The sequence below is a fragment of the Variovorax sp. NFACC27 genome, assembly GCF_048301545.1.
In the GTDB taxonomy this organism is placed as follows: Bacteria; Pseudomonadota; Gammaproteobacteria; order Burkholderiales; family Burkholderiaceae_C; genus Variovorax; species Variovorax gossypii.
Map to the genome: position 1 here is coordinate 6726462 of NZ_CP157613.1, position 24199 is coordinate 6750660.

At 69.7% G+C, this 24199-nt stretch carries 24 protein-coding genes; 6 read left to right on the forward strand and 18 right to left on the reverse strand.

What is annotated here, in order from left to right; genetic code table 11:
- Positions 1-71 precede the first annotated feature (71 nt).
- The gene (locus ABL840_RS31420; protein WP_093302253.1) at positions 72-1016 is read right to left on the reverse strand and encodes a LysR family transcriptional regulator; all 945 of its coding nucleotides are present in this window, start codon (positions 1014-1016) and stop codon (positions 72-74) included.
- Positions 1017-1030: 14 nt separating this feature from the next.
- Positions 1031-2122 (reverse strand): iron-sulfur cluster carrier protein ApbC, encoded by a 1092-nt coding sequence (gene apbC, locus ABL840_RS31425; RefSeq protein WP_093198119.1) that lies wholly within the window; start codon positions 2120-2122, stop codon positions 1031-1033.
- Positions 2123-2208: 86 nt separating this feature from the next.
- Here apbC and ABL840_RS31430 point away from each other — a divergent pair, with 86 nt between their 5' ends.
- Complete coding sequence (locus ABL840_RS31430; RefSeq protein ID WP_093302255.1) at positions 2209-3405, forward strand: patatin-like phospholipase family protein; 1197 nt, start codon at positions 2209-2211, stop codon at positions 3403-3405.
- A gap of 7 nt (positions 3406-3412) precedes the next feature.
- Here the strand turns inward: ABL840_RS31430 and ABL840_RS31435 are convergent, their stop codons facing one another.
- Both ABL840_RS31435 and ABL840_RS31440 read right to left on the reverse strand, forming a co-directional pair.
- Positions 3413-4639, reverse strand: a complete 1227-nt coding sequence (locus ABL840_RS31435; RefSeq protein WP_093302258.1) for a diaminopropionate ammonia-lyase — start codon at positions 4637-4639, stop codon at positions 3413-3415.
- 17 nt (positions 4640-4656) lie between these two features.
- Positions 4657-5844 (reverse strand): M20 aminoacylase family protein, encoded by a 1188-nt coding sequence (locus ABL840_RS31440; protein WP_093302260.1) that lies wholly within the window; start codon positions 5842-5844, stop codon positions 4657-4659.
- A gap of 87 nt (positions 5845-5931) precedes the next feature.
- Here ABL840_RS31440 and ABL840_RS31445 point away from each other — a divergent pair, with 87 nt between their 5' ends.
- Complete coding sequence (locus ABL840_RS31445) at positions 5932-6402, forward strand: Lrp/AsnC family transcriptional regulator (RefSeq protein WP_093302263.1); 471 nt, start codon at positions 5932-5934, stop codon at positions 6400-6402.
- Here ABL840_RS31445 and ABL840_RS31450 read toward each other — a convergent pair.
- The 7 genes from ABL840_RS31450 to ABL840_RS31480 form a co-directional block, all read right to left on the reverse strand.
- Positions 6371-6865, reverse strand: coding sequence for a hypothetical protein (locus ABL840_RS31450; protein WP_093198132.1), 495 nt, complete (start codon positions 6863-6865; stop codon positions 6371-6373). The genes ABL840_RS31445 and ABL840_RS31450 overlap by 32 nt on opposite strands.
- A 115-nt stretch (positions 6866-6980) precedes the next feature.
- Complete coding sequence (locus ABL840_RS31455; RefSeq protein ID WP_093302266.1) at positions 6981-7340, reverse strand: hypothetical protein; 360 nt, start codon at positions 7338-7340, stop codon at positions 6981-6983.
- Positions 7337-7582 (reverse strand): hypothetical protein, encoded by a 246-nt coding sequence (locus ABL840_RS31460; protein ID WP_093302268.1) that lies wholly within the window; start codon positions 7580-7582, stop codon positions 7337-7339. The genes ABL840_RS31455 and ABL840_RS31460 overlap by 4 nt, the downstream gene beginning before the upstream one ends.
- Positions 7583-7598: 16 nt before the next feature.
- The gene (locus ABL840_RS31465) at positions 7599-8291 is read right to left on the reverse strand and encodes a YceH family protein (protein ID WP_093302271.1); all 693 of its coding nucleotides are present in this window, start codon (positions 8289-8291) and stop codon (positions 7599-7601) included.
- A 22-nt stretch (positions 8292-8313) separates the two neighbouring features.
- Entirely contained in the window at positions 8314-9024 is a 711-nt protein-coding gene (locus ABL840_RS31470; RefSeq protein WP_093302273.1) for a phosphodiester glycosidase family protein, read from the reverse strand.
- Between the two features lie 26 nt (positions 9025-9050).
- The gene (locus ABL840_RS31475) at positions 9051-10085 is read right to left on the reverse strand and encodes an isocitrate/isopropylmalate dehydrogenase family protein (protein ID WP_093302275.1); all 1035 of its coding nucleotides are present in this window, start codon (positions 10083-10085) and stop codon (positions 9051-9053) included.
- Positions 10086-10172: 87 nt separating this feature from the next.
- The gene (locus ABL840_RS31480; protein WP_093302277.1) at positions 10173-10814 is read right to left on the reverse strand and encodes an LpxA family transferase; all 642 of its coding nucleotides are present in this window, start codon (positions 10812-10814) and stop codon (positions 10173-10175) included.
- Between the two features lie 91 nt (positions 10815-10905).
- Here ABL840_RS31480 and metG point away from each other — a divergent pair, with 91 nt between their 5' ends.
- Entirely contained in the window at positions 10906-13020 is a 2115-nt protein-coding gene (gene metG, locus ABL840_RS31485; RefSeq protein ID WP_093302280.1) for a methionine--tRNA ligase, read from the forward strand.
- 23 nt (positions 13021-13043) lie between these two features.
- On the forward strand, positions 13044-13250 hold the full coding sequence (locus ABL840_RS31490; RefSeq protein ID WP_093198151.1) for a hypothetical protein: 207 nt from the start codon (positions 13044-13046) through the stop codon (positions 13248-13250).
- A 14-nt stretch (positions 13251-13264) separates the two neighbouring features.
- On the opposite strand, the gene ABL840_RS31495 is transcribed toward ABL840_RS31490, so the two are convergent.
- From ABL840_RS31495 to ABL840_RS31520, 6 genes are all read right to left on the reverse strand, one after another.
- Positions 13265-14980, reverse strand: a complete 1716-nt coding sequence (locus ABL840_RS31495; RefSeq protein WP_093302282.1) for an enoyl-CoA hydratase-related protein — start codon at positions 14978-14980, stop codon at positions 13265-13267.
- 111 nt (positions 14981-15091) lie between these two features.
- The gene (locus tag ABL840_RS31500; protein ID WP_093302284.1) at positions 15092-15994 is read right to left on the reverse strand and encodes an alpha/beta fold hydrolase; all 903 of its coding nucleotides are present in this window, start codon (positions 15992-15994) and stop codon (positions 15092-15094) included.
- A complete protein-coding gene (locus tag ABL840_RS31505) occupies positions 15991-17631 on the reverse strand; it encodes a TIM barrel protein (protein ID WP_093302286.1) in 1641 nt (546 codons plus the stop codon). The genes ABL840_RS31500 and ABL840_RS31505 overlap by 4 nt, the downstream gene beginning before the upstream one ends.
- Positions 17628-19073, reverse strand: a complete 1446-nt coding sequence (locus ABL840_RS31510; protein ID WP_093302289.1) for an FAD-dependent oxidoreductase — start codon at positions 19071-19073, stop codon at positions 17628-17630. The genes ABL840_RS31505 and ABL840_RS31510 overlap by 4 nt, the downstream gene beginning before the upstream one ends.
- A gap of 10 nt (positions 19074-19083) precedes the next feature.
- The gene (locus tag ABL840_RS31515; RefSeq protein ID WP_093302291.1) at positions 19084-19905 is read right to left on the reverse strand and encodes an alpha/beta fold hydrolase; all 822 of its coding nucleotides are present in this window, start codon (positions 19903-19905) and stop codon (positions 19084-19086) included.
- A gap of 10 nt (positions 19906-19915) precedes the next feature.
- Positions 19916-20923 carry a Bug family tripartite tricarboxylate transporter substrate binding protein gene (locus tag ABL840_RS31520; RefSeq protein WP_418116075.1) on the reverse strand — a complete coding sequence of 336 codons (1008 nt, stop codon included), beginning with the start codon at positions 20921-20923 and terminating at the stop codon, positions 19916-19918.
- Positions 20924-21047: 124 nt separating this feature from the next.
- On the opposite strand from ABL840_RS31520, the gene ABL840_RS31525 reads away from it, so the two are divergent.
- Together ABL840_RS31525 and ABL840_RS31530 are read left to right on the forward strand one after the other, a co-directional pair.
- A complete protein-coding gene (locus ABL840_RS31525; protein ID WP_093198166.1) occupies positions 21048-21938 on the forward strand; it encodes a LysR substrate-binding domain-containing protein in 891 nt (296 codons plus the stop codon).
- 36 nt (positions 21939-21974) lie between these two features.
- A complete protein-coding gene (locus tag ABL840_RS31530) occupies positions 21975-23654 on the forward strand; it encodes a SulP family inorganic anion transporter (protein WP_093302293.1) in 1680 nt (559 codons plus the stop codon).
- A gap of 8 nt (positions 23655-23662) precedes the next feature.
- Here the strand turns inward: ABL840_RS31530 and ABL840_RS31535 are convergent, their stop codons facing one another.
- Entirely contained in the window at positions 23663-24139 is a 477-nt protein-coding gene (locus ABL840_RS31535; protein ID WP_093198171.1) for an outer membrane protein assembly factor BamE, read from the reverse strand.
- Between the last annotated feature and the right edge of the window lie 60 nt (positions 24140-24199).

Genomic DNA, 24199 nt, shown 5'->3' on the forward strand with positions numbered 1-24199 from the left:
ATTCAATAACTAAATGAAGAGGCCTATTTGTGCCTCTTTGTGGCTCTTTGTTTGCAGCCGCCGGCCGGCCGTCATTCGCCGAGCATGCCGCTGTGCTGCTGCAGCTGCGCCTGCCACTCGGGCGTCTGCAGGAAGGCCAACGCCGCCTCGAGTGCGCGCGAGGCGCGCACGCCGTCCTGCGTCATGAAGCCGACGGGCGTGCGCACGTCGGGCTCCACCAGCGGCAGCGCCTCGAGTTCGCGATGGCTTCGCACCGCATCGACCATGCTGCCGGGCAGCACGCTGTTGATCGTGCCCGCGCTCACCGCCAGCGCGAGCGCCAGCACCGAATTGGTCTCGATGGACGGCGCCACCGACACGCCCACCTCGCGCAGCGCCTGGTCGACGATGGTGCGGTTGTGCATGTCGGAGGTGAGCAGGCACAGCGGCAGCTTGCCCGCCTCGGCCCACGACATCGGCTCGCCGATGCGCAGCTGGTCGGCCGACGCCTTCTTCGCGCGGCGCAGCAGGAAGTAGTGCTCCACGCTCTGCGGCCAGGCCGTGAGCTTGATGCCCGGCAGGTGCATGCGCTCGGTGTAGCCCAGCGCGAGGTCGACCGACAGGTTCTCGAGGCCCGTCTCCAGGTCCTGCGAGCTCATCGAGAGCACGGCCGGCACGATGCCCGGATGGCGCTCCTGCAGCATGGCCGCGAAGCGCGACAGCAGCGGGATCGCGGTGGGCACGGCCGCCATGCGCAGGCGTCCGTGCGGGTTGTTCATGTCGCTGCGCAGCTCCTGCAGCAGCACTTCGTTGTCGCGCAGCATGCGCTGCGCCGTGGCCAGCACGCGCTCGCCCTCGTGCGTGAGGCCGACGTACACGCGGGCGCGCTTGACGATGACGACGCCGAACTCCGTCTCCAGCGCGCGCAGCGCGTTCGACAGCGCCGGCTGCGTGATGTGGCAGGCCTGGGCGGCGCGGCCGAAGTGCTTGTGCTCGTTCAGCGCCACCAGGTAGCGCATCGAGGCGAGCAGGTTCATCGAAAGGCCGTTCCCTAGGTGTTCTTGCTGATCGAGATCGTCGGGAACTTCGCCGAGAAGTCCTTCGCCTTCTCGGCGATGCCGACCGCCACGCGGCGCGCCACGGCCTTGTAGATGCCGGCGGCCTCGCCGTCGGGGTCGGACACCACGGTCGGCGCGCCGCTGTCGGCCTGCAGCCGGATGTTGATGTCCAGCGGCAGCGCGCCGAGGTACTCCATCTGGTATTCGGCCGCCATCTTCTTGCCGCCGTCGGCGCCGAAGATGTGCTCGGCATGGCCGCAGTTCGAGCACACGTGCACCGCCATGTTCTCGACGATGCCGAGGATCGGCACGCCGACCTTCTCGAACATCTTGATGCCCTTCTTCGCGTCGAGCAGCGCGATGTCCTGCGGCGTGGTGACGATCACCGCGCCCGTCATCGGCACGCGCTGGCTCAGCGTGAGCTGGATGTCGCCGGTGCCGGGGGGCATGTCGACGATGAGGTAGTCGAGGTCTTTCCAGTTGGTCTGGCGCAGCAGTTGCTCGAGCGCCTGCGTGGCCATGGGGCCGCGCCAGATCATGGCCTGATCCTGGTCGACCAGGAAGCCGATCGACATGACCTGCACGCCGTGGCGCTCCATGGGCTCCATGGTCTTGCCGTCGGCGCTGTCGGGGCGGCCCTCGATGCCCATCATCATGGGCTGGCTCGGGCCGTAGATGTCGGCGTCGAGCAGGCCGACCGTGGCGCCTTCCGACGCCAGCGCCAGCGCCAGGTTGGCCGCCGTGGTGCTCTTGCCCACGCCGCCCTTGCCCGAGGCCACCGCGATGATGTTCCTGACGTTGGGCATCAGCTGCACGCCGCGCTGCACGGCATGGCTGATGACCTTGGTGACGATGTTGACCGACACGTTCTCCACGCCCGGCACCGCCTTGGCGGCCGCCACCAGCTCCTTGCGGATGGCCGCGTGCTGGCTCTTCGCCGGGTAGCCGAGCTCGAGGTCGAACGAGACGTCGCCCTCCGAGACCTGGAGGTTTTTGAGCGACCGGGTCGCCGCGAAAGCCTTGCCGGTGTTAGGGTCCTGGACGGCCTTGAGTGCCTCCATGAGCCCTTCTGGGGTGAGTGCCATTGATCAAACTCCTGAATGGCCGGTAGTCTAAGGTGCTCCACAGGCCCGCACCGCACGGTCCTCCAATAGCCCGACAACGAACAAAAATGCCCGAGACAAGCCCCGTCACAGGTCTCCTGCTCACCGGGGGCGGCGCCCGGGCCGCCTACCAGGTCGGCGTGCTGGAAGCCATCGCCGAGATCCGCCGAGCGGCGGGCGCCGCGGTCACAGGCACCGGCAACCCCTTCCAGGTCATCACCGGCACCTCGGCCGGCGCCATCAACGCGGCGGCGCTGGCCTGCGGCTGCGACGACTTCGACCATGTGGTGGGCCACATCGCCGATGTCTGGAGCCGGTTCCGCGCCGAGCAGGTGTACCGCGCCGATTCGCTCTCGGTGATCGGCAGCGGCACGCGCTGGCGCATGCTGCTCGGGTTCGGGCGCTTCGCGGCCAACTGGATGCGCATCAAGCCGAAGTCGCTGCTCGACAACTCGCCGCTGGCCGAGCTGCTGCAGCGCATGGTGCTGCTGGACCGGCTGCCGCAGCTCATGCAGAAGGGCCACCTGCAGGCGCTGGCCGTGACCGCGTCGAGCTACAGCTCGGGCGAGCACGTCACCTTCTTCGAGGCGGCCGTGCCGATGGAGCCGTGGGTGCGCTCGCAGCGCCTTTCGGTGCGCGACCGCATCACGCACGCGCACCTGCTGGCTTCGTCGGCCATTCCCTTCGTGTTCCCGGCCACGGCGTTGCCGATGCAGGGCCACACCGAATACTTCGGCGACGGCTCGATGCGCCAGTCGGCGCCCATCGCGGCGGCCATCCACCTCGGCGCGCAGCGCATCGTGGTGATCGGCGCGGGCCGCATGCACGAACCGCGCGACGCCACCGCGCCCAACACCCACAGCGGCTATCCGACGATGGCGCAGATCGCGGGCCATGCGCTCTCCAGCATCTTCCTGGACGCGCTGGCGGTGGACATCGAACGCCTGCGCCGCATCAACCACACGCTGGGGCTGATTCCCGAGGAAGCGCGCGCGCAGAGCACGCTGCGCCCGCTCGACCTGCTGGTGATCTCGCCCTCGGAGCGCCTCGACGTGATCGCGGCGCGCCACGTAGACGCCCTGCCCGGCGCTGTGCGGCACCTGCTGGGCGGCTCGAAGGTCGCGGCCGACGTGAAGGGCGGCGCGCTCGCGAGCTACTTGCTGTTCGAGTCGAGCTACACGCGCGACCTGATGGCGCTGGGCCGCGCCGACACGATGAAGCAGCGCGACGAGGTGCTGCGCTTCTTCGGCTGGAACGCGGCTTAGGGCCGGGTCACGCGCGCCTGCCGGCCAGCCACCGCGCCTGCGCCTCGACGACCTCTTCGCCGGAACGCCCGGTGATCGCGCGGTACACGCCCGGCGCCGTCGCGCCTTCGGTGCTGATGAGCAGCACGCGGGCATCGGCGCCCAGTCGTGCCGCGTCGCGGGCAGAAGGGTCGGCCGCCAGCGCCTGCAATGCCGCGAGGCCGGCGGCGCCCGATTCGCCGCTGAGCACCGGCACATCGCCCGCTTCCCCGCTCGCAAGCACGCGCATCGCCTGTTCGGCCTGTGCGTCGGTCACCGTCATGAACAGGTCGACGGCGGGTTGCAGGAAGCGCCACGCGAGCGGAGATGTCTCGCCGCAGGCCAGCCCCGCCATCACCGAGTCGACCGAGCCCGTCGCACGGCTCGGACGGCCGTTGCGCGCACTCTGCAGCAGGCAGTCGGCCTGTTCGGGCTCGACGACGATAAAGTTCAGACGTGCTGCGCCATAACGCTCCCAGAAATGGCTCACGACGCCCGCGGCCAGCCCGCCCACGCCGCCCTGCACGATGACGTGAGTGAAGGGACACGGCGCATCGGCGGCAATGTCTTCGAGCAGTTCGTCGGCCAGGATGCCGTAGCCCTGCATCACGTCGCGCGGCACCTCCTCGTAGCCCTCGTAGGAGGTGTCGGAAACCACCTCCCAGCCATTGGCACGGGCCAGCCGCGCGGCCTCTTCGACCGATTCGTCGTAGTTGCCGGCGATGCGCACGATCTCGGCACCCAGCGCCGCGATGGGAGCCTCGCGCTCCTCGCTGACCTGCGCATGCAGCACGATCACGCAGCGGCAGCCGATGCTCTGCGCGGCGGCAGCCAGTGCGCGGCCGTGGTTGCCGTCGGTGGCGCTGACGACCACGAAGTCGCGCAGTGCTTCAGCGTGCCTGCCCGCCAGCAGGTCCGCAGGCGTCCAGCCGCTTTCAGGCCAGCGGCGAAGCACCAGCCGCAGCAGCGCCACGGGCGCGCCGAGCACCTTGAAGCTGCCGAGCGCCGAGCGCGCCGACTCGTCCTTCACCGTCAGCCCGCCGATGCCGAGCCGACTCGCGAGCCCCGGCAGCGACCATGCCGGTGTGGGCGTGGGCTGCAGCCGGTTCCATGTCGAGAGCCATTGCCGGCTTTCCTTGCCGCGCGCGATGCTCATCACATCGCGCAGGGATTCGTCGTATGCGCGGTGCCGCGCCTGGGGGTTCCTGAAAATCATGGGATCCGTTCGATCGATCAGTTGGTGGCGCCGGCCGGCGCGGGCAGGCGCATGCGGACGATCTCCGCGAAGTAACGGGCGCCCGTGGCGAGCACCTCGTCGTTGAAGTCGTAGCTGCCGTTGTGCAGCGGCGTGCCGCCGGCCTCGCCCTCGGCGCCATTGCCGAGGAACACGAAGGCGCCAGGCACCGCCTGCAGAAAGGCGCCGAAGTCTTCCGAGATCATCATCGGCGCCACGTTCGCATCCACGTTCTGTGCGCCCACGACGGCCGTGGCGGCGGCCACCGCCACCGGCACGCACTCGGCCCAGTTCACGGTGGGCGCGAACTCGTGCGTGTAGCTGAACTCGCAGCCGGCGCCGTGCATGCGGCAGATGCCCTCGCTGATCTCGCGCATGCGCGTGGCCAGCATGCGCTGCACCTGCGGGTCGTAACTGCGCGTGTCGCCCTTGATGACGACGTTCGACGGGATCGCGTTGCGGATGCCGTCGGTGATGAACTCCGTGCACGACACCACCGCCTGCGCGCCCGGATCGAGCGTGCGCGACACGATGGTCTGCAGCGCCAGCACGATCTGCGCGCCGATCACGATGGGGTCGATGCCCATGTGCGGCCGGGCGGCGTGCGTGCCGCGGCCCTTCACGTGGATCACGAAGTTGTCCTCGCTGGCCATGAGGCCCCCCTCGCGCGTGGCGAAGGTGCCGGCGCGCATGCCCGGCATGTTGTGCAGGCCGTAGATCTCGTCGACCGGGAAGCGCTCGAACAGGCCGTCGTCCATCATCGCCTTGGCGCCGCGGCCGTGCTCCTCGGCGGGCTGGAAGATGAAGCGCACGGTGCCGTCGAAGTCGCGGCGCTCGCGCAGCAGCTGCGCCGCGCCGAGGATGATCGACATGTGGCCGTCGTGGCCGCAGGCGTGCATCTTGCCGGGCGTGCCCGAGGCGTAGGCGCGGTCGGTGGGCAGCTCGGTGATGTTGAGCGCGTCCATCTCGGCGCGCAGGCCGATCGTGCCCTTGCCGCTGCCCACCTTCAGATTGGCCACGAGGCCGGTGCCGCCAATGCCGGTGTGCACCTCCAGGCCCAGCGCCTTCAGCACGCGGGTGACGAAGGCTGATGTCTTCGCCTCCTCGAAGCCGGTTTCGGGAATGGCGTGCAAGGCGCGGCGCCAGCCGGTGAGCGTGTCGCGCAGGGGTGCATCTTGGAGGGTCATGGCGGGATGCTATTGACAATGACGCGAGACAGGTACGCAAAATCGAGGTCTCCGACGCAACGTTTTTGCGCGCACCATCGTTCATCCATGACCCCGCTCGACACCCTCGACCTCCGCCTGCTGGAGCTGATCCAGGCCGACAGCCGCATGCCCCAGAGCGAACTGGGCGAGCGCGTGCACCTGTCGACCGCGGCTGTGAACCGCAGGCTCAAGCGCATGCGCGACGAGGGCGTGATCCAGCGCTACGGCGCCGTGCTGTCTCCGGCCGCGCTGGGCCATCCGCTGACCATCGTGGCCGAGGTGGAAACCGAAAGCGAGCAGATCGAGCTGCTCGACGCGATGAAGAAGAGCTTCAGGGACTGCCCGCAGGTGCAGCAGTGCTACTACGTGACCGGCGAATGGGACTTCATCCTCGTCTTCGTGGTGCGCGACATGGCGCAGTACACGGCGCTCACGCGGCAGCTCTTCTTCCAGAGCAACAACGTGAAACGCTTTCGCACGCTGGTCACCATGGACCCGGTAAAGCTCAGTCTGGACGTGCCGGTGTCCGGGAACTGAGCCGTTCGGCCGGCGACATCAGCATCGAGCGCAGCAGCAGCGCCACCGCGCAGACGATGGGCACCAGCGCCAGCAGCCGGCCCGGTTCGAAGGCCAGGCCGGCGGCCACGCCGAAGGCGCAGCCGATCTTGATCCACGGGGGAACCGCCTCCCAGCCGCGCCGGTGCGTGGCGGCGAATCCGACGAGTGCGACCCAGCCATACAGGCCGCCGAAGACGGAGAAGACCCAGCTCAGCAGGTAGTAGACCGTGTCCATGTCGCGGAACACGATCGCCGTGCCCAGGCTCTGCCAGGTGTGGCGCCAGCCGTCGAAGAGAAAGAAGCCGGTGGCCGAGGCGGCCCACCAGAAGAAGGCATACAGGCTCGCTATGCCGGCCAGCGCGGCAAGCCAGGCGAGTGCGCGCCGCGTGATGTCGTCGTAGGGCATGTGGTCGCGCCACGCGACGGTGTGTCCGTTGTCCATTCGGGGCTCCAGTGGTTTTCGCAATGGAGACCGAAGTTAGGCACCGGATGTGCGGGCTGCGTGAAGCCCGTGTGAAATGCGGTGAACGGAAGAAGCCGGCGCGCGGGCCCTGCCGCTACTGGAAGAGCGCGACGAAGGCGTAGATGCCGGCGACCAGCCACCCGGCCTTTGCCGCATTGCCCGCGCTTTCCCTGGAGATCGGATACATCTTCGCGCGCCTCCATGCCCACACGTTGAAGGCCACCGCAAGCACCAGCCCGCTCACGAAGAAAAGCCCCGAATGCAGCCCGAGCCCGCCGATCAGCGAGACCATGAAGATCACGATGCCGCCCACCCAGATGCCGCTGCTGGTGCTGGCCAGCACATGCGAAAGGCCGCCGCAGGCCGAGCATTCGGCCGGCACGGCACGGCTGGACCAGCGCTTGGCGAGACCGCCGATGCCGGGCTCCTTGCAGCGTGGGCAGATGTGCTTCATGCGTGAAGCATCGCGATGGTCACCCCCGCGACGACGATGACAATGGCAAGAAGTATCTCGAAACGGGCGATGCAGAACAACAAGACGGTCGGCACGCCGCTGGCAAACACCCGGAGGCGATCCGCCACGCGATTGCCGCGCGGGAGCGCCGCCGCGATGACCAGCGGCACCACCGTGAGCACGAAGCCCAAGACGAGCAGCGCCGCCACCGCCTTGAACAAGAAAGAGAGCGGGATCGTCATCGGCGCCGTCAGGCGGTCAGCCTGCCTCGGAAATCCCCAGTTCCGAACACACCCGCCCCAGCAGCGCCTTCAGCGATGCCACCTCGGCTTCCAGCCGCGCCACGTTGGCCTTGAGCGCCGCGACCTCGCCGAGCGACACGTCGCTCGCCGTGTATGCCGCATCGGACGAGGCGCCTGCAGGCCCAGCCACCTCTTCGGCCGGCGCGCCGCTCAGCAGGTGCGCCCATCGGCTCTCTCGCGCGCCCGGCAGGCGCGCCAGCTTCACCACGAGCGCGCCCGCCGGCCGTTCCGCGAGCTCGTTGAGAAAGCCCTCGACCGACGAGATGTCGGCGAAGTTGTGCATGCGGTCGCAGGCGATGCGCAGCTCGCCCGCCGTCTGCGGGCCGCGCAGCATCAGCACAGTGAGCAGGATCACCGACTGCGACGGAATGCGCAGCACGCGATCGACGTTGTGCTCGTAGCGGAAGGCCCGCCCGCCGCTGGTCTCGGCCACGAGGCTGTAGCCCCTGAGGCTGTCAATGGCCGCCTGCACCTGCGACTCGGTGAGCTCGAGCACGGGGTTGCGGCTGGTCTTCTGGTTGCAGCCCGACACCAGCGAATTGAGCGTGAGCGGATAACTGTCGGGCACGGTGCGCTGCTTTTCGGCGAGCACGCCGAGCACACGGGTTTCGACAAGGGACAGGACGGGCAGCGAGGTGGTGGAAGACATGGCTCGAAATCGATGATGAAACTCAGGGCGACGCAACGCCGAGGATAGGCCCCAGCTCCCGCACGAAATCGCTTCTGTGCAGCGACGGCGAATGCAGCGCCGACACCGTGCCGTCGAGGTAGAGCGCGTCGCGGCAGTGGAGCACGTCGCGGAAGTAGAGCGCGAACTCGTGGAAGTTCACCGGTACGTCGCTGATGACGAAGATCGCGGTGTGGCCGATCACGCCGACGCCGTTGCGGATCTTGCGCGAATCGGAATGTGGAATGAAGGCAGGATGCACGACGCCGCGGCGCAGCAGCAGCGGGCCCGACTGGGTCGCAAGGCGCACGCCCTTCGCCAGCGCCGGGTACTCCGACGACTCGACCACGCGCGGCCCGGCGTCCGACACGAGGAACACGCCGTTAGGCTTGAGGAAGAAGTTGCCCGCGCCGTCAGCCAGGTTGAGCGGCGACTCCTCGCGGCCGCCGCGCACCAGCAGGCCGACCGGGGAGAAGTCCTCGTGGTACATGCCGGCGTTCATCGCGAAGCCCAGCTGGCGGCCACGCTCCTTCAGCCAGGCATCGAGCCGGTCGAAGCGCTTGAACGGCACGCCTGCGTCGTCGCGCAGGAACAGCTCGAGCCGTTCCTTGCGCAGGTCGATCTTCACCACGGTGAAGCGCTGGTCGGCCGCGGCAAGACCAGCCAGGCCCGCGAACAGCAGGGCTCCCAGGAGCAGCGCAAGCCTTCTTCTCATGCGGCGCCCGCAAGCCCCCGCCGGGTTCAGCCGCCGTTGATGCGGCTGACCAGCGCCTTCGTGAACGCCTCGGTGCCCGCCGTGCCGCCCAGGTCGCCGGTGCGCACCTTGTCGATGTTCAGCGTCTCGTCGATGGCGGTACGCAGGCGCGTGGCCAGTTCGGGCAGCTTCACGTGGTCGAGCATGAGCGCGGCGGCCAGCAGCAGCGCGGTGGGGTTGGCGATGCCCTTGCCGGCGATGTCGGGCGCGGAGCCGTGCACGGCCTCGAAGATCGCGGCGTCGGTGCCGATGTTGGCGCCGGGCGCCATGCCCAGGCCGCCGACCAGGCCGGCCACGAGGTCGGACAGGATGTCGCCGAACAGGTTGGTGGTGACCAGCATGTCGAACTGCCAGGGGTTGAGCACCAGCTTCATCGCGCAGGCGTCGATGATGACCGTGTCGAGCTCGAACTTGCCCTTGTACTTCTTCTCGTAGAGGTCCAGGCCGGTCTCCAGGAAGATGCCGGTGAGCGCCTTCATGATGTTGGCCTTGTGCACCAGCGTGACCTTCTTGCGGCCGGTGGCGATGGCGGTTTCGAAGGCGTATTCGAGCAGGCGGCGGCTGCCCTGGCGGGTGTTGATGCCGGTAGCCATGGCCACGGCGTGCGGATCGCCGTCGATGGGCACGTAGTGCTCGTGGCCGATGTAGAGGCCCTCGAGGTTCTCGCGAACGACCACCAGGTCGATCTTGTCGAATCGGCCGCCGGGAATGATGGTGCGCGCGGGGCGCAGGTTGGCGTACAGCTGGAATTCCTCGCGCAGCCGAACGTTCGACGAGCGGTACCCGCCGCCCGAGGGGGTCTCCAGCGGCCCCTTCAGGGCCAGCCGGGTCTTGCGGATGCTGTCGAGCGTGGCCTGTGGCAGCGGATCGCCCGAAGCCTTGACGCCGCCCAGGCCGGCGATCTGCGTGTCCCAGACGAAGGGAGCCTGCAGCGCATCGAGCGCGGCCAGCGTGGCGTCGACGATTTCGGGGCCGATGCCGTCGCCGGGGATCAGGGTTGCGGGAATGGAAGTGGTGGTCATCGGCTGCGTCTCGCTTTCAGCTTTTCTGGATCGGGGGCTGGAGCATACGTCGCCCGCGCGACAGCCCGCCGCCGAGTGCCCCCACGCTCAGGCCACCTTCTGCGCCAGTTCGTCGTCCACCAGCGCCAGCCGGCCCACGACGCGGCCCGGCGCAAGCAGCGCCCCGGGAGCGATCACCGCATTGGCCCCGATGCGCACCCCGTCGCCGACCAGCGCCCCGAACTTCTCGCACCCCGTGCCCTGCAGCGCCCCGCCCTCGCCGCCGCGCACGAAGACCTGCTTGTCCGCGCGCTCGTTGCGGTGGTTGCAGACGATGCTGCCGGCTTCCATGTTGACACCCGCGCCGATGACCGAATCGCCGACGAAGTTGAAGTGGGCCAGCGCCGTGCCTTCGAAGACGAAGGACGATTTCAGCTCCACGCCCGGCCCGATGCTGCAGCGGGCGTCGACCCAGTTGCCGCCGCGCAGGTAGGCCCCTGCGGCCACGAAACAGCCCGGACCGAGGATCAGCGGCCCCTTGAGCACCGCGCCCGGCTCGACCCTTGCGCTGCGGTGAATGGCCACTTCGCCCTCGACGGCATAGTCGCCGGCAGGCAGCCCGGCCAGCAGCCGGCGCACGATTTCCGGGGCGTGCGGCGGCAATTCCCAGGGCAGCGAGGCAGCCCATGGCGCAAGGGGAGAGCCGGCGAATCCGGCGATGTAGGCGGCGAGTTCGATGGCGTGCGGCATGGGGTCGATGCTGCCACCAGACCCGCCCCGGGACGCCGCAACCTAAAATGCCCGGTTCTCCCGTCAGCCACTCCCGAAAGCGCCCTCCCCGATGTCCGCCCCGCGCAAGCTCTTCGTCACCACCGCCCTGCCGTATGCCAACGGCAAGTTCCACATCGGCCACATGATGGAATACATCCAGGCCGACATCTGGGTGCGGAACCAGCGAATGAACGGCGCCGACGTCAACTTCGTGTGCGCCGACGACGCCCACGGCGCGGCCATCACCATCGCGGCCGACAAGGCCGGCGTGACGCCGCAGGCCTTCGTGGCCGAGATCGCGGCCGGCCGCAAGCCGTACCTCGACGGCTACTACATCTCCTTCGACAACTGGCACTCGACCGACGCGCCCGAGAACCACCAGCTGGCGCAGGATATCTACCGCGACCTGCGCGCCAACGGCCTCATCAGCACCAAGAGCGTCGAGCAGTTCTACGACCCTGAAAAGGGCATGTTCCTGGCCGACCGCTTCATCAAGGGCGAGTGCCCCAACTGCCATTCGAAGGACCAGTACGGCGACAACTGCGAGGTGTGCGGCGCCGTGTACGCGCCCACCGAGCTGATCAACCCCTACTCGGCCCTGTCGGGCGCCAAGCCCGAACTGCGCAGCTCGGAGCACTTCTTCTTCAAGCTCTCCGACCCGCGCTGCGAGGCCTACCTGAAGGAATGGACCGCCGCCGCCGGCCACGTGCAGCCCGAGGTGCAGAACAAGATCCGCGAGTGGCTCTACAAGGACGACGAGGGCAAGGGCGGCCTCGGCGACTGGGACATCAGCCGCGACGCACCCTACTTCGGCATCGAGATCCCCGATGCGCCGGGCAAGTACTTCTACGTGTGGCTCGACGCCCCCGTGGGCTACCTGGCCTCGCTGAAGAACCTGCTGGACAAGCGCTGCATCGAGCTCGGCGGCGACGGCATCTCGTACACCGAGTACATGGCCGACCCCGACCTGGAGCAGGTGCACTTCATCGGCAAGGACATCATCACCTTCCACACGCTGTTCTGGCCCGCGATGCTGCACTTCAGCGGCCGCAAGGCGCCCGACGCCGTGTACGTGCACGGCCACCTGACGGTGAGCGGCGAGAAGATGAGCAAGAGCCGCGGCACCGGCATCGACCCGCTCAAGTACCTGTCGATCGGGCTCGACCCCGAATGGCTGCGCTACTACATCGCCGCCAAGCTCAACGGCCGCAACGAGGACATCGACTTCAACCCCGAGGACTTCGTCGCTCGCGTCAACAGCGACCTCGTGGGCAAGTACATCAACATCGCCAGCCGCGCGGCGGGCTTCATCGGCAAGCGCTTCGGCGGCAAGCTGGGCGAGGTGTCGGCCGATGGCGACGCGCTGCTGTTCACGCTGCGCGACGCGGCGTCGCAGCTGCATTCGCTCTACGACGGCCGCGACTACGCCCGCGCGCTGCGCGAGGTGATGGCGCTGGCCGACAAGGTCAACGAGTACGTCGACCAGAACAAGCCATGGGAGCTGGCCAAGAAGGAAGGCGCCGAGGCGCGCCTGCACGACGTGTGCACCGTGTGCATCGAGGCCTTCCGCCTGCTCACGCTGTACCTGAAGCCGGTGCTGCCGGCGCTGGCGCTGAACGTCGAGGCCTTCCTGAACATCCAGCCGCTGGCCTGGACCGACGCCGCGCAGCCGCTGCCCGTCGGCCACGCCATCGGCGAGTACAAGCACCTGATGCAGCGCGCCGACGTCAAGCTGGTCGACAAGCTGTTCGACGCTCCGGAACCTGCCGCAGCCCCCGTGGCCGCACAGCCCCAGGAACTGCCGGGCGGCGAAGCCATCGCGCCGACCATCACCATCGACGACTTCGCGAAGATCGACCTGCGCATCGCCAAAATCGTTGCCTGCGAGAAGGTCGAGGGCTCGACCAAGCTGCTGCGCCTGACGCTCGACGCCGGTGAAGGCACCGACCCGCAGGGGAGTCCAGTTCTGCGCAACGTGTTCAGCGGCATCGCCTCGGCCTACCAGCCCGAGCAGCTCGTAGGCAAGCTCACCGTGCTCGTCGCCAACCTCGCGCCGCGCAAGATGAAGTTCGGCGTGAGCGAAGGCATGGTGCTGGCCGCCAGCCACGGCGACGAGAAGGCCCACCCCGGCATCCACGTGCTCGAACCCTGGCCGGGCGCTACGCCGGGCATGCGGGTTCGCTGATCGACTTCGAAAAAGAAACCGCCATGACCACCCTGCTGCGCCGCGCCTTTCTGCTCGCCTCGCTTTCGACTCTGCTCGGCGGCTGCGCGGTGGTGACGGTGGCCAGCACGGCGGTGAGCGTGGGAGCCGGCGCGGTCGGGCTGGCGGCGGATGCGGCCATCGGCACCGCGCGCATCACGGGCAAGGCCGTGGGCGCGGCGGCGGATGCGGTGATTCCCGACAGCCAGTAAGGCTCTCGCGCAGCTCAGTCCGCCAGGCCCAGGCGGGCTATGTGCGGCGGCGTGTGCGACGCCCTTTCCTTTCGCACGAAGGCAGACCTGAGCCCCGCGTGCGGCTCGCGGGCGTCGAAGAAGTTGCGGCGCATGTGCGCCAGTTCCTCGTCGCGGTAGCGCTGCAGCGGCTTCAGCGATTCGTCCTGCTCGCGGATCGCCTTCTTCCGGGCGACACGTTCGGCAAAGTCGGACGAAGCGGCCAGTTCGGCGGCGAGCCGGGCCACCTCGTCGCCCAATTCCTCCGGCGCGGCCCGCAGCACGCGCTCCGCCATCCCGAGTTCGACCGCGCGCTTCGCGCTCACCGGCAGCGCCGACTGCGTGAGCCGCAGCGCCTCGCTCTCGCCCACGCGGCGCGGGAGGATGTAGGTCCAGTACTCCGAGCCGTGCAGGCCCATCAGCCTGTAGTGCGGGTTGAGCACGGCGCCGTCGCGGCACCAGACCTCGTCGGCCGCCAGCGCGAGCATCACGCCGCCGGCCGCGGCGTTGCCGCCCAGCGCCGACACGGTGAGCCGGTCGGTGGTGCCCAGCACGGCCTCGACCAGATCGTTCATCGCGTGGATGTTGGCCCACGATTCCTCGGCCGGGTCTTCGGCCGCCTCGATCACGTTGAGATGGATGCCGTTGGAGAAGAAGTCGCGCATGCCGCCCAGCACCAGCACCGATGTCTCTCGCGTGCAGGCGAAGCGATAGGCCTCCAGCAGCCGCCGGCACTGGGCGGTGCTCATCGCGCCGCCGGGAAAGGAGAAGTTCAGCACGCCGACCGCGCCCTGCTCGCTGTAGCGGATGTCGGAAAAGGTACGGCGCCCGGCCGGCAGCTCCAGTGGTGCCGGTACCTCGGGCACCGTGGAAGGCAGCAGCTCGCCGAGCGCCTCGGTGGCGGGCAGCTTGTAGCTGGGCAGCCTCGAACCGGGCTCGCGCCAGGGCCTCAGCTGCCGGATCCACACCGCGCCGTCGACGGTGGCGCGGCAGATGGCGCCGGCGCGGGTGGCGATCAGCTCGCCGGGCTTGTCGCCGCGCAGCTCGTCCTCGGGATGGCCGCCGTGCAGGTACCACTGCGCGCCCAGCAGTTCGTCGAGCACGCCGGGCTGCGAATCGGCCGCGCGCAGCTGGCGCAGGATCGTCTCGGCGGTGTCGGAAGTCCAGTCGATGCGCCGCCGGGCCTGCTTCATGAAGGGCCGCCAGCCGGCGGCCAGCGCCGCGGGTTCCTGCTTCTGCGGCTTGTGCCTGCCCGAGGCGAAGCGCTCCACTGCGAGCAGCACCGCGTCGACCGCCGCATCGGCCACCTCGCCGCGATAGAGGTCGCTCTTGCCGGCGTGCGGGGGCACCTTCAGCGGCGACCACGCCCAGACATCGCCCGCGTCCATCTCGGCCACGGCCTCGAGCACGGTGACGCCCCAGCTTTCGGCGCCGCCCTGCAGCGTCCAGTCGAGCGACGAGGGGCCCCGGTCGCCCGGCGGGCCGGGATGCACGATCAGGCATGTGTGGGCGCGCCAGATGTCCTCTGGAATCGCGCTGGTGAGCATCGGCGCCACGATGAGCTGGGGCGCCTGCGCCCGCACGGCTTCACGCATTTCGTCGTCATTGCCGAGGGCCAGCACCACGCCGACGGTGTGGCCCCGATCCTGCAGTTCCGCCAGCACCCGCTGCGTCAGGCTGTTGAACGCGCTCGCGACAAGCAGGATGTGCATCTGACGGCCCCGGTAATGTCGGTGACGAAATGTCAATGAATGTCAAAAATGTATCTGCATCCTTTGTTTTGAATAAGTCGACCGAAAGTTTTCCTTCAGCGATCAGGCCGATCAGGCTGACCGGGCGTGCCGCAGCAGGAACGGCAGAACCCGCGCCAGCACCTCGTCGGGTGCCTCTTCCGCCATCTGGTGGCCGCAGTCGATGGTCCCGCCTTCGACCTCGTCCGCCCAGGTCTTCCAGATCTCGAGCGGATCGGGCTTCGCGGTGTTCGAGGCGCTCCACAGCACCTGCACCGGACACGCGATGCGGCGCCCCGCGGCAAGGTCGTCACGGTCGTGCTGCAGGTCGATGGAGGCTGCGGCCCGGTAGTCCTCCACGATCGCGTGGCGCACCGACTCCTTTGCAAAGGCGCGGTGGTATTCGGCCAGCGCCTGCGGCGTGACGGCATCGACCTTCTGCACCGCGTTGCGCAGCGCCCAGTCGAGGTAGTAGGCCGGGTCGGCGCGCAGCATGCGCTCGGGCAGGTCGAAGGGCTGCGCGAACAGGTACCAGTGGAAGGCCTTGAGCCCGAAGGCCATGCCGGCGCGCTTCCACATTTCCTCGGTCGGCACCACGGTGAGCGAGACGAAGCAGTTCACCGCCTCCGGCGAATCAAGGCACAGCCGGTAGCCCACGCGCGCGCCGCGGTCGTGGCCCATCACGGCGAAGCGGGTGAAGCCCAGGGCGCGCATCAGCGCGAGCTTGTCGGCCGCCAGCGTGCGCTTGCTGTGGTTGACGTGCAGCGGGTCTCCGGCCGGGCCGGTGCTGTCGCCATAGCCGCGCAGGTCGGGCGCGATCACGGTGAAATGCCGGGCCAGCGTCGGCGCAATGCGATGCCAGGCCACGTGCGTCTGCGGATAGCCGTGCAGCAACAGCAGCGGCGGTCCGCTGCCGCCGACTTCGGCGTGGATGACGGCGTCGCCCAGCGGCACGTCGTGCACCGCGAAGCCGGGGAAGAACGGCGCGCGGCTCATTGCAGGGCCTCGGCGAAGAAGTCGGCCATGCGCTCCAGCTGCTCGTCCATCATGTGGCGGCCATGCACGATGCGCGCGCCCTGGCGCTGGGCCAGCGCGAGAAGCGGCGTGGTGTGCGGCTCCATGATGACGTCGGCCACGGTCTGGCCGGCGCGGATCGCCGATGGCGCGATGGGCAGCGGATCGCCATCGCGCATGCCGGCCGGCGTGGCGTTGACGAGCAGGTCGCGCGGGCTCGCGGCGTCCCAGTCGCCCGCGGCATGGCCCAGCGCGCGCAGCCGCTCGACGAGGTCCGCGCGTTTCGCGTCGTCGGCATCGCGCACGTCGATGCGCGCCGCGCCGGCGGCGGCCAGCGCGAAGGCGATGGCGTTGCCCGCGCCACCCGCGCCCGCGAGCCCCACGCTGCGGCCCTTCACGTCGAAGCCGTTGCGCACGAGCCCCGAGACAAAGCCCGCGCCGTCGAGCAGGTCGCCCTGCCACGCATCGCCCTTTCGGCGGACGACGTTCACCGCCCGCGCCTCGCGCGCGGCGCGCAGCGTTTCGATGGGCAAGCCGGCCACGAGCTGCTTGTGCGGCACGGTGACGACAACGCCCGCCACGTTGCGCACCGCGAGCAGCGTCTGCAGCAGCGGCGCCACATCGGCCGCCCGCACATGCAGCGGCACGAGCACCGCGTTGATGCCGCGCCGCTGCAGCAGCCTGGTGAGCGGCAGCGGCGCCTTCACCTGCGCGACGGGGTCGCCGATGATGCCGAGCACGGCGGTCCTGCCGTCGAGCTTCAGGCCGCTCCAGTCGAGGGAGGTGTCGGAGAGGATGTCGTCAGGCATGGGCATGGCCGTTTCTGTGAAGGAATTCGGTGGTGGCGCGGAAGGCCGCGGCGGCTCGCGCATGCGGATCGAGCGTGCCATGCGGATCGCGCTGGGGGCCTCGACCGACAGCAGCGCATCGGGCGCGAGATGCGCGAGCAGGCGATGCACCGGCAGTTCGCCCTCGCCGGGAAAGAGTCGGTGCGCCCGCCCCTCTTCCCCGGGCGACAGGCCCGGATGGCGCCGGGCGGGCGCGTCGTTGATCTGCATGAAGTACCGGTCGATGTGCGTGCCTCGCATGTCGTCGGGCACGCAGCCGGCGCGGAAGAAATGCAGCGCGTCGATCACCACGCGAGCCGTGTCGCTCCGCGACGCGGCCACGAGCTGCTGCGCCGCCCGCAGCGAGCGCGCGGCCGTGTAGATCATGAACTCCACGCCGAGCGCGAGCCCGTGCGGCCGCGCGCGTTCGGCCAGCGCCGCGAGGCTGTCCCCCGCGCGCGCGGCGTCGCTGTCGTCCACGTTGACCATGAGGCAGCGCGCGCCCAGCGCCTCGGCCGATTCGAGCACGCCCGCGAGCGGCGCCGCGTCGAAACCTGGCCCGATGCGCACGATCTCGACGTCGTGCACGCGCAGGCCCAGGTCGCGCAGGCGCGCCGAGGTCTCCAACAGCATCTCGCCGCCCACGGCCATCGGGAACGGCGCCTCGCCAAGGCGCGCGGGGTTCAGGCGGATGCCGACGCCCGCGAAGCCCGCCGCGTGCGCGGCCTCCACCAGCCGGGGCGGCGTGGCGTCGAGCATCCCGAGGTGGGCGAGCGACAGGCGGAAGTTCATGCCTCGGCAGTGTGCGCCCGCGGCGTTTCGGCCGCAGCCTGCCTCAGGGGCACACCCTGTGCCGTCAACAGCGCCTGCAGCCGCTTGACGTCCACGTCGCGCGGCAGCACGCCCGCGTCGGCCGCGAGCGCCGCCGCCGTGCCGGCAGCCTGCCCCGTCAGCCAGCACTGAGGAATCTCGCGCATGAAGCCGTGCGAGTTGGTGTCGCACGAGATGTGCTTGCCCGCCGCGAGCACGCCGTCGAGCTTCTCGGGCACCAGCGCGCCGTAGGGCACGGAGATGTTCGGGAACTTCGGCGACGGGCTCGGGCTGATGCCCACCTCGTCGGCCTCCACCGCGCCCGCGTCCCACGCGCCGCGCCGCACGCTCTTCACGCCCACCAGGCGCCGGCCGTGGCGCGTGCCGATCTGCGGCGCCATCAGCATGTGCCAGGCGTTCTCGAAGCCCGGCGCATGCGCGCGGTAGAAGGCCAGGTGCTCGGCCATGCTCTTGCGCGACTCCCACTCGACCTGCGTCATCTCGTCCACGTCGAGCGCGCTGAAGCCCGACTTGCGTGGCCCGAGGAAGGTGGCCACGTCGTCGCGCCACGAGACGATGGGCTTCTCGAAGCTGCCCAGCGTCTCGCGCCCGCGCGCCAGGAATGCAGAGTAGGCCTGCGGCTCGTGCGCGCGGAAGTCCAGCCAGCGCCGCATGTCCACGCCCGCGAACAGCCACGAGGTGTTGATGCAGTGGTGGATGTCGTGCGCGTCGATGTCCGACGAGAACGCCGCGCCCGCCGCCGCGTAGAGATCGCCCTCGCCCGTGGTGTCGACCACCACGCTGGCAAGAATGGCGCGGCGGCCCTGCTTGCTCTCGAACACAGCACCCTTCACGCGCCCTTCTTCGGCGATGGGCGCGACCATCCAGCCGTGCAGGATCAGGTCGACGCCGGCCTCGCGCACCATCTGGTGGTACACGCCCTTGAGCATCTCGGGGTCGATGGTGGGCGAATGCGTGACCACGCCGTGGAATGCGGCGGTGCGCAGCGACCAGTAGTCGGCCTTCGCGGTATCGCGCGAGCCCCAGTCCTCGCGCGGCGGGCCGGCCACGGCGTCGCGGCCCAGGCGCTCCATGAACTCGGCCGCCAGGCCGTGAATGACGTGCCGGCCCGACCAGTCGGTCATGCGGTCGATCCAGATCACCAGCCCGCCGGTGGAAAGGCCGCCCAGGTGGTTGTAGCGCTCCAGCAGCACCACGCGTGCGCCGCTGCGCGCTGCCGCGACCGCGGCCGCCACGCCCGACGGCCCGCCGCCGAGCACCAGCACGTCGCAGCGCTCGTGCACCGGCACCTGGCGCGCCGGCTCGGTGATGTGGCCTTGCGGCTGGCGCTGCTTGCGTTCGCTGTCGCGCGCGTTGACGTCGGAGCGGAAGAAATGGCGTTCTTCGGGGGTCAGGGTTCCCATCGTGGAGCTTTCAGGTGGATGAAGTGGATGCGGCGAGTTCGGCCAGCAGCTCGGCCAGCGGCCCGGGCGCCGTGACCATCGCGTCGTGGCCGGTGGCCAGCGTGCGCAGCTGCCAGCCGGCGTCGGCGCGCACGCGCGCCTTTGTGGGTTCGAGCGTGGCGATGGGATCGCCGGTGCACTCGATGTAGGTCTTCGGCAGGCCGTTGCCCTGCGGGGCCTTCAACAGCAGCGGCTGCAGGTAGGTGCCCACGGGCTGCGGCGTGAGATTGCGCGCGACCCAGGCCGCGTCGGCCGGGTCCTTCACGCCGAAGGCGGCGGGCGGCAGGGCGGCGGCCGCGCCCACGCCGCCGCCGGTGTCGCGGATGGCCTTCAGGCGCTGCTCCACCACCGCCGGCGGAAAGTCGGAGAACAGGCTCTTGCCGGAATCGAGCAGCAGCGAATCGAGAAACACCAGCTGGCGCAGGCGCGCCGCGGCGCGGTCGGCCACGCCGGAGATCACGATGCCCGCGTAGCTGTGGCCGACCAGCACCACGCGCTCGAGCTCCTCGAACTGCAGCAGGTTGACGACGTCGTCGATGTGCGTGTCGAGGTTGACCTGCGGCGAGATGAGGTGCCGGCGCTCGCCCAGCCCGGTGAGCGTGGGCGTGAACACCGTGTGGCCGGCGGCGCGCAGCCGCGATGCCACGCGCGACCAGCACCAGCCGCCGTGCCACGCGCCGTGCACGAGCACGAAGGTCGAGGGCCGGCCAGCCGCTTGCGACGACGGGACGAGCCCGGCTGCGGCGATGCCCGCCGCACCCGCGACACCTGCAAAGAGGTTCCTGCGCTTCATGCCGGCCCGCCTACTCGCTGCGCGCGCCGGTGCGCCTGATGACGTCGCCCCACATCGCCGTGTCGTCGACGATCTTGCGGGCCAGCGCGTCGGGCGCGGTGCCGAGCGCCTGCCAGCCCTGGTCGAACAGGCGCTGGCGCATGTCGGGCGCCTTCAGGATGCGCGCGATCTCGTCGGACAGCCGCTGCGCCACCGGCTGCGGCATGCCCGCCGGGCCGAAGACGGCGTTCCACGACGCCACGTCGAAGGCCTTGCCGGCGCCCAGCGCGGGCTGGATCGGCGGCACCTCGGCGAAGGCGGCGAAGGGTGCGGCGGTGCTCACGCCGTACATGCGCAGCCGCCCGTTCTTCGCCTGCGGCGCGGCGATCGACGGGATCATGAACGACAGGTCGATCTGCTTGCCCATCAGCGCCGTCGCCACCTGCGGGAAGCCGGGGAACGGCACGTGCACGGCCTGGATGCCGGTGAGCGTCTTCAGCAGTTCCATCGCCAGGTGCGAGCCCGAGCCGGGCCCGACCGAGCCGTAGCTCAGGCGGTCGCCCTGCGCCCTGGCGTGGGCCAGCAGGCCGCGCAGGTCGGTGGCGGGCATGTCGGAGCTGCCGGCCAGCACGAAGGGGCTGCTGGCCACCAGCGAGATGGGGCGCAGGTCGTGCGCCACGTCGTAGGGCGTGGCGGGGTTGAGCGCCTTCGCGGTGGTGAGCGGGCCGTTGCCGGTGAGGCCGATGGTGTGGCCGTCGGTGGCCTTCGCCACCGCGTTGACACCGATGGTGCCGGCCGCGCCGACCTTGTTCTCGACGATGACCGGCTGGCCCAGCGCCTGCGCCAGCGGGTCGGCCACGGCGCGTGCCAGCGCGTCGGGCGACGAACCCGGCGGGAAGCCGACGACCAGCCGCACGGCCTTCTGCGGCCAGGGCGCGGCGGCCCGTGCCGGAAAGGCCAGCACCGGCGCGACCGAAGCGGCCAGCGCGCCCTGCAGCAGGCGCCGCCGTCGCGGGATGAAAACCATCGGATAGGGCATGTCTTGTCTCCGTTTGCGTTGTCGTGAGCCGGATTCTTGGCCCACAATCCAGCGCGAAACGTGATGGTTTCTTATCTCTTCCATCACGTTCCTTGATGACCTGAAGCCCTCCCGGAAGACGCCCATGCCCGCAAGGAACATCCGCCCCGCCCACGTCGCACCCCGCAGCCACACGGTGGACATCGACCTGCTGCGCGTGTTCGACACGGTGGTGCGCATCGGCAGCTTCACCACCGCCGCCAAGGCGCTGTCGCGCACGCAGTCGGCGGTGAGCATGCAGCTGCGCCGGCTCGAGGAGCAGCTCGGCGTGCAGCTGGTGGCGCGCGACACGCGCCAGCTCGCGCCCACGCCCGAGGGCCTGCAGCTGCTGCCGCTGGCACGCCAGATGCTGGGCCTGAACGACCAGCTCTTCCACGACGTCGACAGGCAGGAGGTGTCGGGCAGCATCCGCATCGGCTCCATCGAGCACTACGCCACGCGCGTGCTGCCGGTGCTCATCGCGGAGTTCTGCAGGCAGCACCCGCGCATCCACGTGGAGTTGCACCACGGCGTGTCGTCGGCCATGCATGCGGAGCTGGGCTCGCGCTACGACATGGTGATCGGCGTGGGCGCGGTGGGCTCGGGCGAAGGGCTGCGGCTGACGAAGTCGCGCATCGTCTGGGCCTCCACCGCCTCGTCGACCACGCACCTGCAGCGGCCGCTGCCGCTGGCGCTGAACCCCGAGGGCGCGATGCTGCGCGACTGGGCCACGCGCGCGCTGGACCGCGCGGGCATTCCGTGGCGCATCGCCTACACCAGCACCAGCGTCACCGGGCTCGAGGCGGCGGTGCGCGCGGGCATCGCGGTGGGCGTGTTCCGCGAGGCCACCATCTCGAAGCGGCTGAAGATCCTGGGCGCGAAGGAGGGCATGCCATCGCTGCCCGACTCCGAGGTGTGGCTCGCCACGGCGCCGCTGCCGGGGCGCAAGGCGGTGGAACTGCTGGAGGCGTTCCTCATCCACAAGCTGCGCAAGTAGCCCGGGCGCTCGAGGCCAGTCCAGAATGAGCGCTCCATGCACTCCCCGCTGAACCTCACCCGCTTCCGTCCGCGCCTGCTGGACGCGCTCGCGGGGTACGACCGCGAGCGCTTCTTCAAGGACCTGGGCGCAGGCGCCACGGTGGGCATCGTTGCGCTGCCGCTGGCCATGGCCTTCGCCATCGCCTCGGGGCTCAAGCCCGAGGCTGGCATCTGGACGGCGATCATCGCGGGCTTCCTGATCTCGCTGCTGGGCGGCTCGGCGGTGCAGATCGGCGGGCCGGCGGGCGCGTTCATCGTGATCGTCTACGGCATCGTCGAGCGCTATGGCGTGGCGAACCTGCTGATCGCCACCGCCTGCGCGGGCGTGCTGCTGTTCCTGGCGGGGCTGTTCGGGCTGGGGCGGCTGGTGCGCTTCGTGCCGCTGTCGATCGTGGTGGGCTTCACCAACGGCATCGCGGTGCTGATCCTGCTGTCGCAGTTGAAAGACCTGCTCGGGCTGACGGTGGCGAAGATGCCGGCCGACGTGTTCTCGCAGCTGCATGCGATGGCGCTGCAGATCGGCACCTTCAACCCGTATGCCTTCGCGCTGGGCATCGCCTGCGTGGGCGGGTTGCTGCTGTGGCCGCTGCTGCTGCGCGAGAACTCGAAGGTGGGCAGCGCGGTGCTGCGCCTCGTGGGCCCGGTGGCGCGCATGCGGGCCGTGCAGGTGGGCGCACGCATGCCGGGGCCCATCGTGGCGCTGGTCACGCTCACGCTGGTGTCATGGGGCTTCGAGCTGCCGGTGGAAACCATCGGCACGCGCTTCGGCGGAATTCCCGAGGGCGTGCCGGCTTTCGCGCTGCCCGATTTCTCGTGGGAGACGGTCAAGCAGCTCGTGACGCCGACGCTGACCATCGCGCTGCTCGGCGCCATCGAGTCGCTGCTGTGCGCGCGCGTGTCCGACCAGATCAGCGGCCAGCCGCGCCACGACCCCAACCAGGAGCTGATGGCGCAGGGCATCGCGAACGTGGTCACGCCTTTCTTCGGCGGCATGCCGGCCACGGGCACCATCGCGCGCACCGTGACCAACATCCGCTCGGGCGGCAGCTCGCCGGTCGCGGGCATGGTGCATGCGCTGACGCTGCTGGTCGTGGTGCTGCTGGCAGCGCCGCTGGCGCGCCACGTGCCGCTCGCGGTGCTGGCGGGCATCCTGGTGTTCGTGGGCCTGAACATGGGCGAATGGCGCGAGTTCACGCCCACGCAGCTGCGGCACTTCAGCCGCCACTACCGGCTGCTGATGCTGGGCACCTTCTTCCTCACGGTGGTGTTCGACCTGACGGTGGCGGTGCAGGTGGGCATCGTGCTGGCCTGCGCGCTCTTCATCCGGCGCATGAGCGGGCTCTTCGAAGTCGAGCTGGTCACCCTGCAGCCGCCGGTGCTCACCTACCGGCTCTACGGCACGCTGTTCTTCGGCGCGGCAGCCAAGCTCGACGAGACGGTGAACGCCGCCGAGCGCGCACCGCGCGGCATGACGCTGGTGCTGGACGCCACGCACCTCATCTACATCGACGCAACCGGCGTCGACGCCCTGCGGCAGCTGCACCGGGCGGTGCTGGCGCGCGACGGGGTGCTTCGCATCGAGTCGCTGCAGCCGCAGCCCCTGGAGGTGCTGGAACGATCGGGCTTTGCCGAGGAGCTGACGACGGGCAGGCCCGGCGCGTCCCACGGCGGGTAGCTGCAGCGTTACGGGGCCTCGGTGCCCCGGTCGGGCGAGGAGCCGCTGCGCACCACGCGCTGGTCGTCGTTCAGCGTGGCGGTGAAGACCATGGCGGAGTTGGGCGGCTGCACCCAGCGCCACTCCCATTCGGTCTCGCGCCTGAGCGCATAGGGGGTGACCTTGGCGGGCTTGCCGAGCATCTTGCGCAGGTCTTCCATCATCATGCCGGGCTGAACCTTCGCGAAGTTCTCGGGCGTGAGCACCTGGCGCAACGCGCTCATCTTGCCGTCGGGGCCGATGGTGATCATGTAGTTCTTCTGGCCCGCGGGCTGGCGGTTGTACTCGAACACGCGGCCGCGTCCGGGGGCGTCCCAGATGTTCTCGGGCTCGCCGAAGCGCGCGCGGACGTCGGCCTCCGTGGACACGCCTTCCTCCAGCTCGCTGATGTTCTTCGGGTCGCAGGCGGCGAGCCCGATCGCCGCCGCCAGACACCCCGTAACCATGCCGATCCGCCAACCCTGAATTCGCTTCATGCCGTCCCCGGTAAAATTCGCGCCAACAAA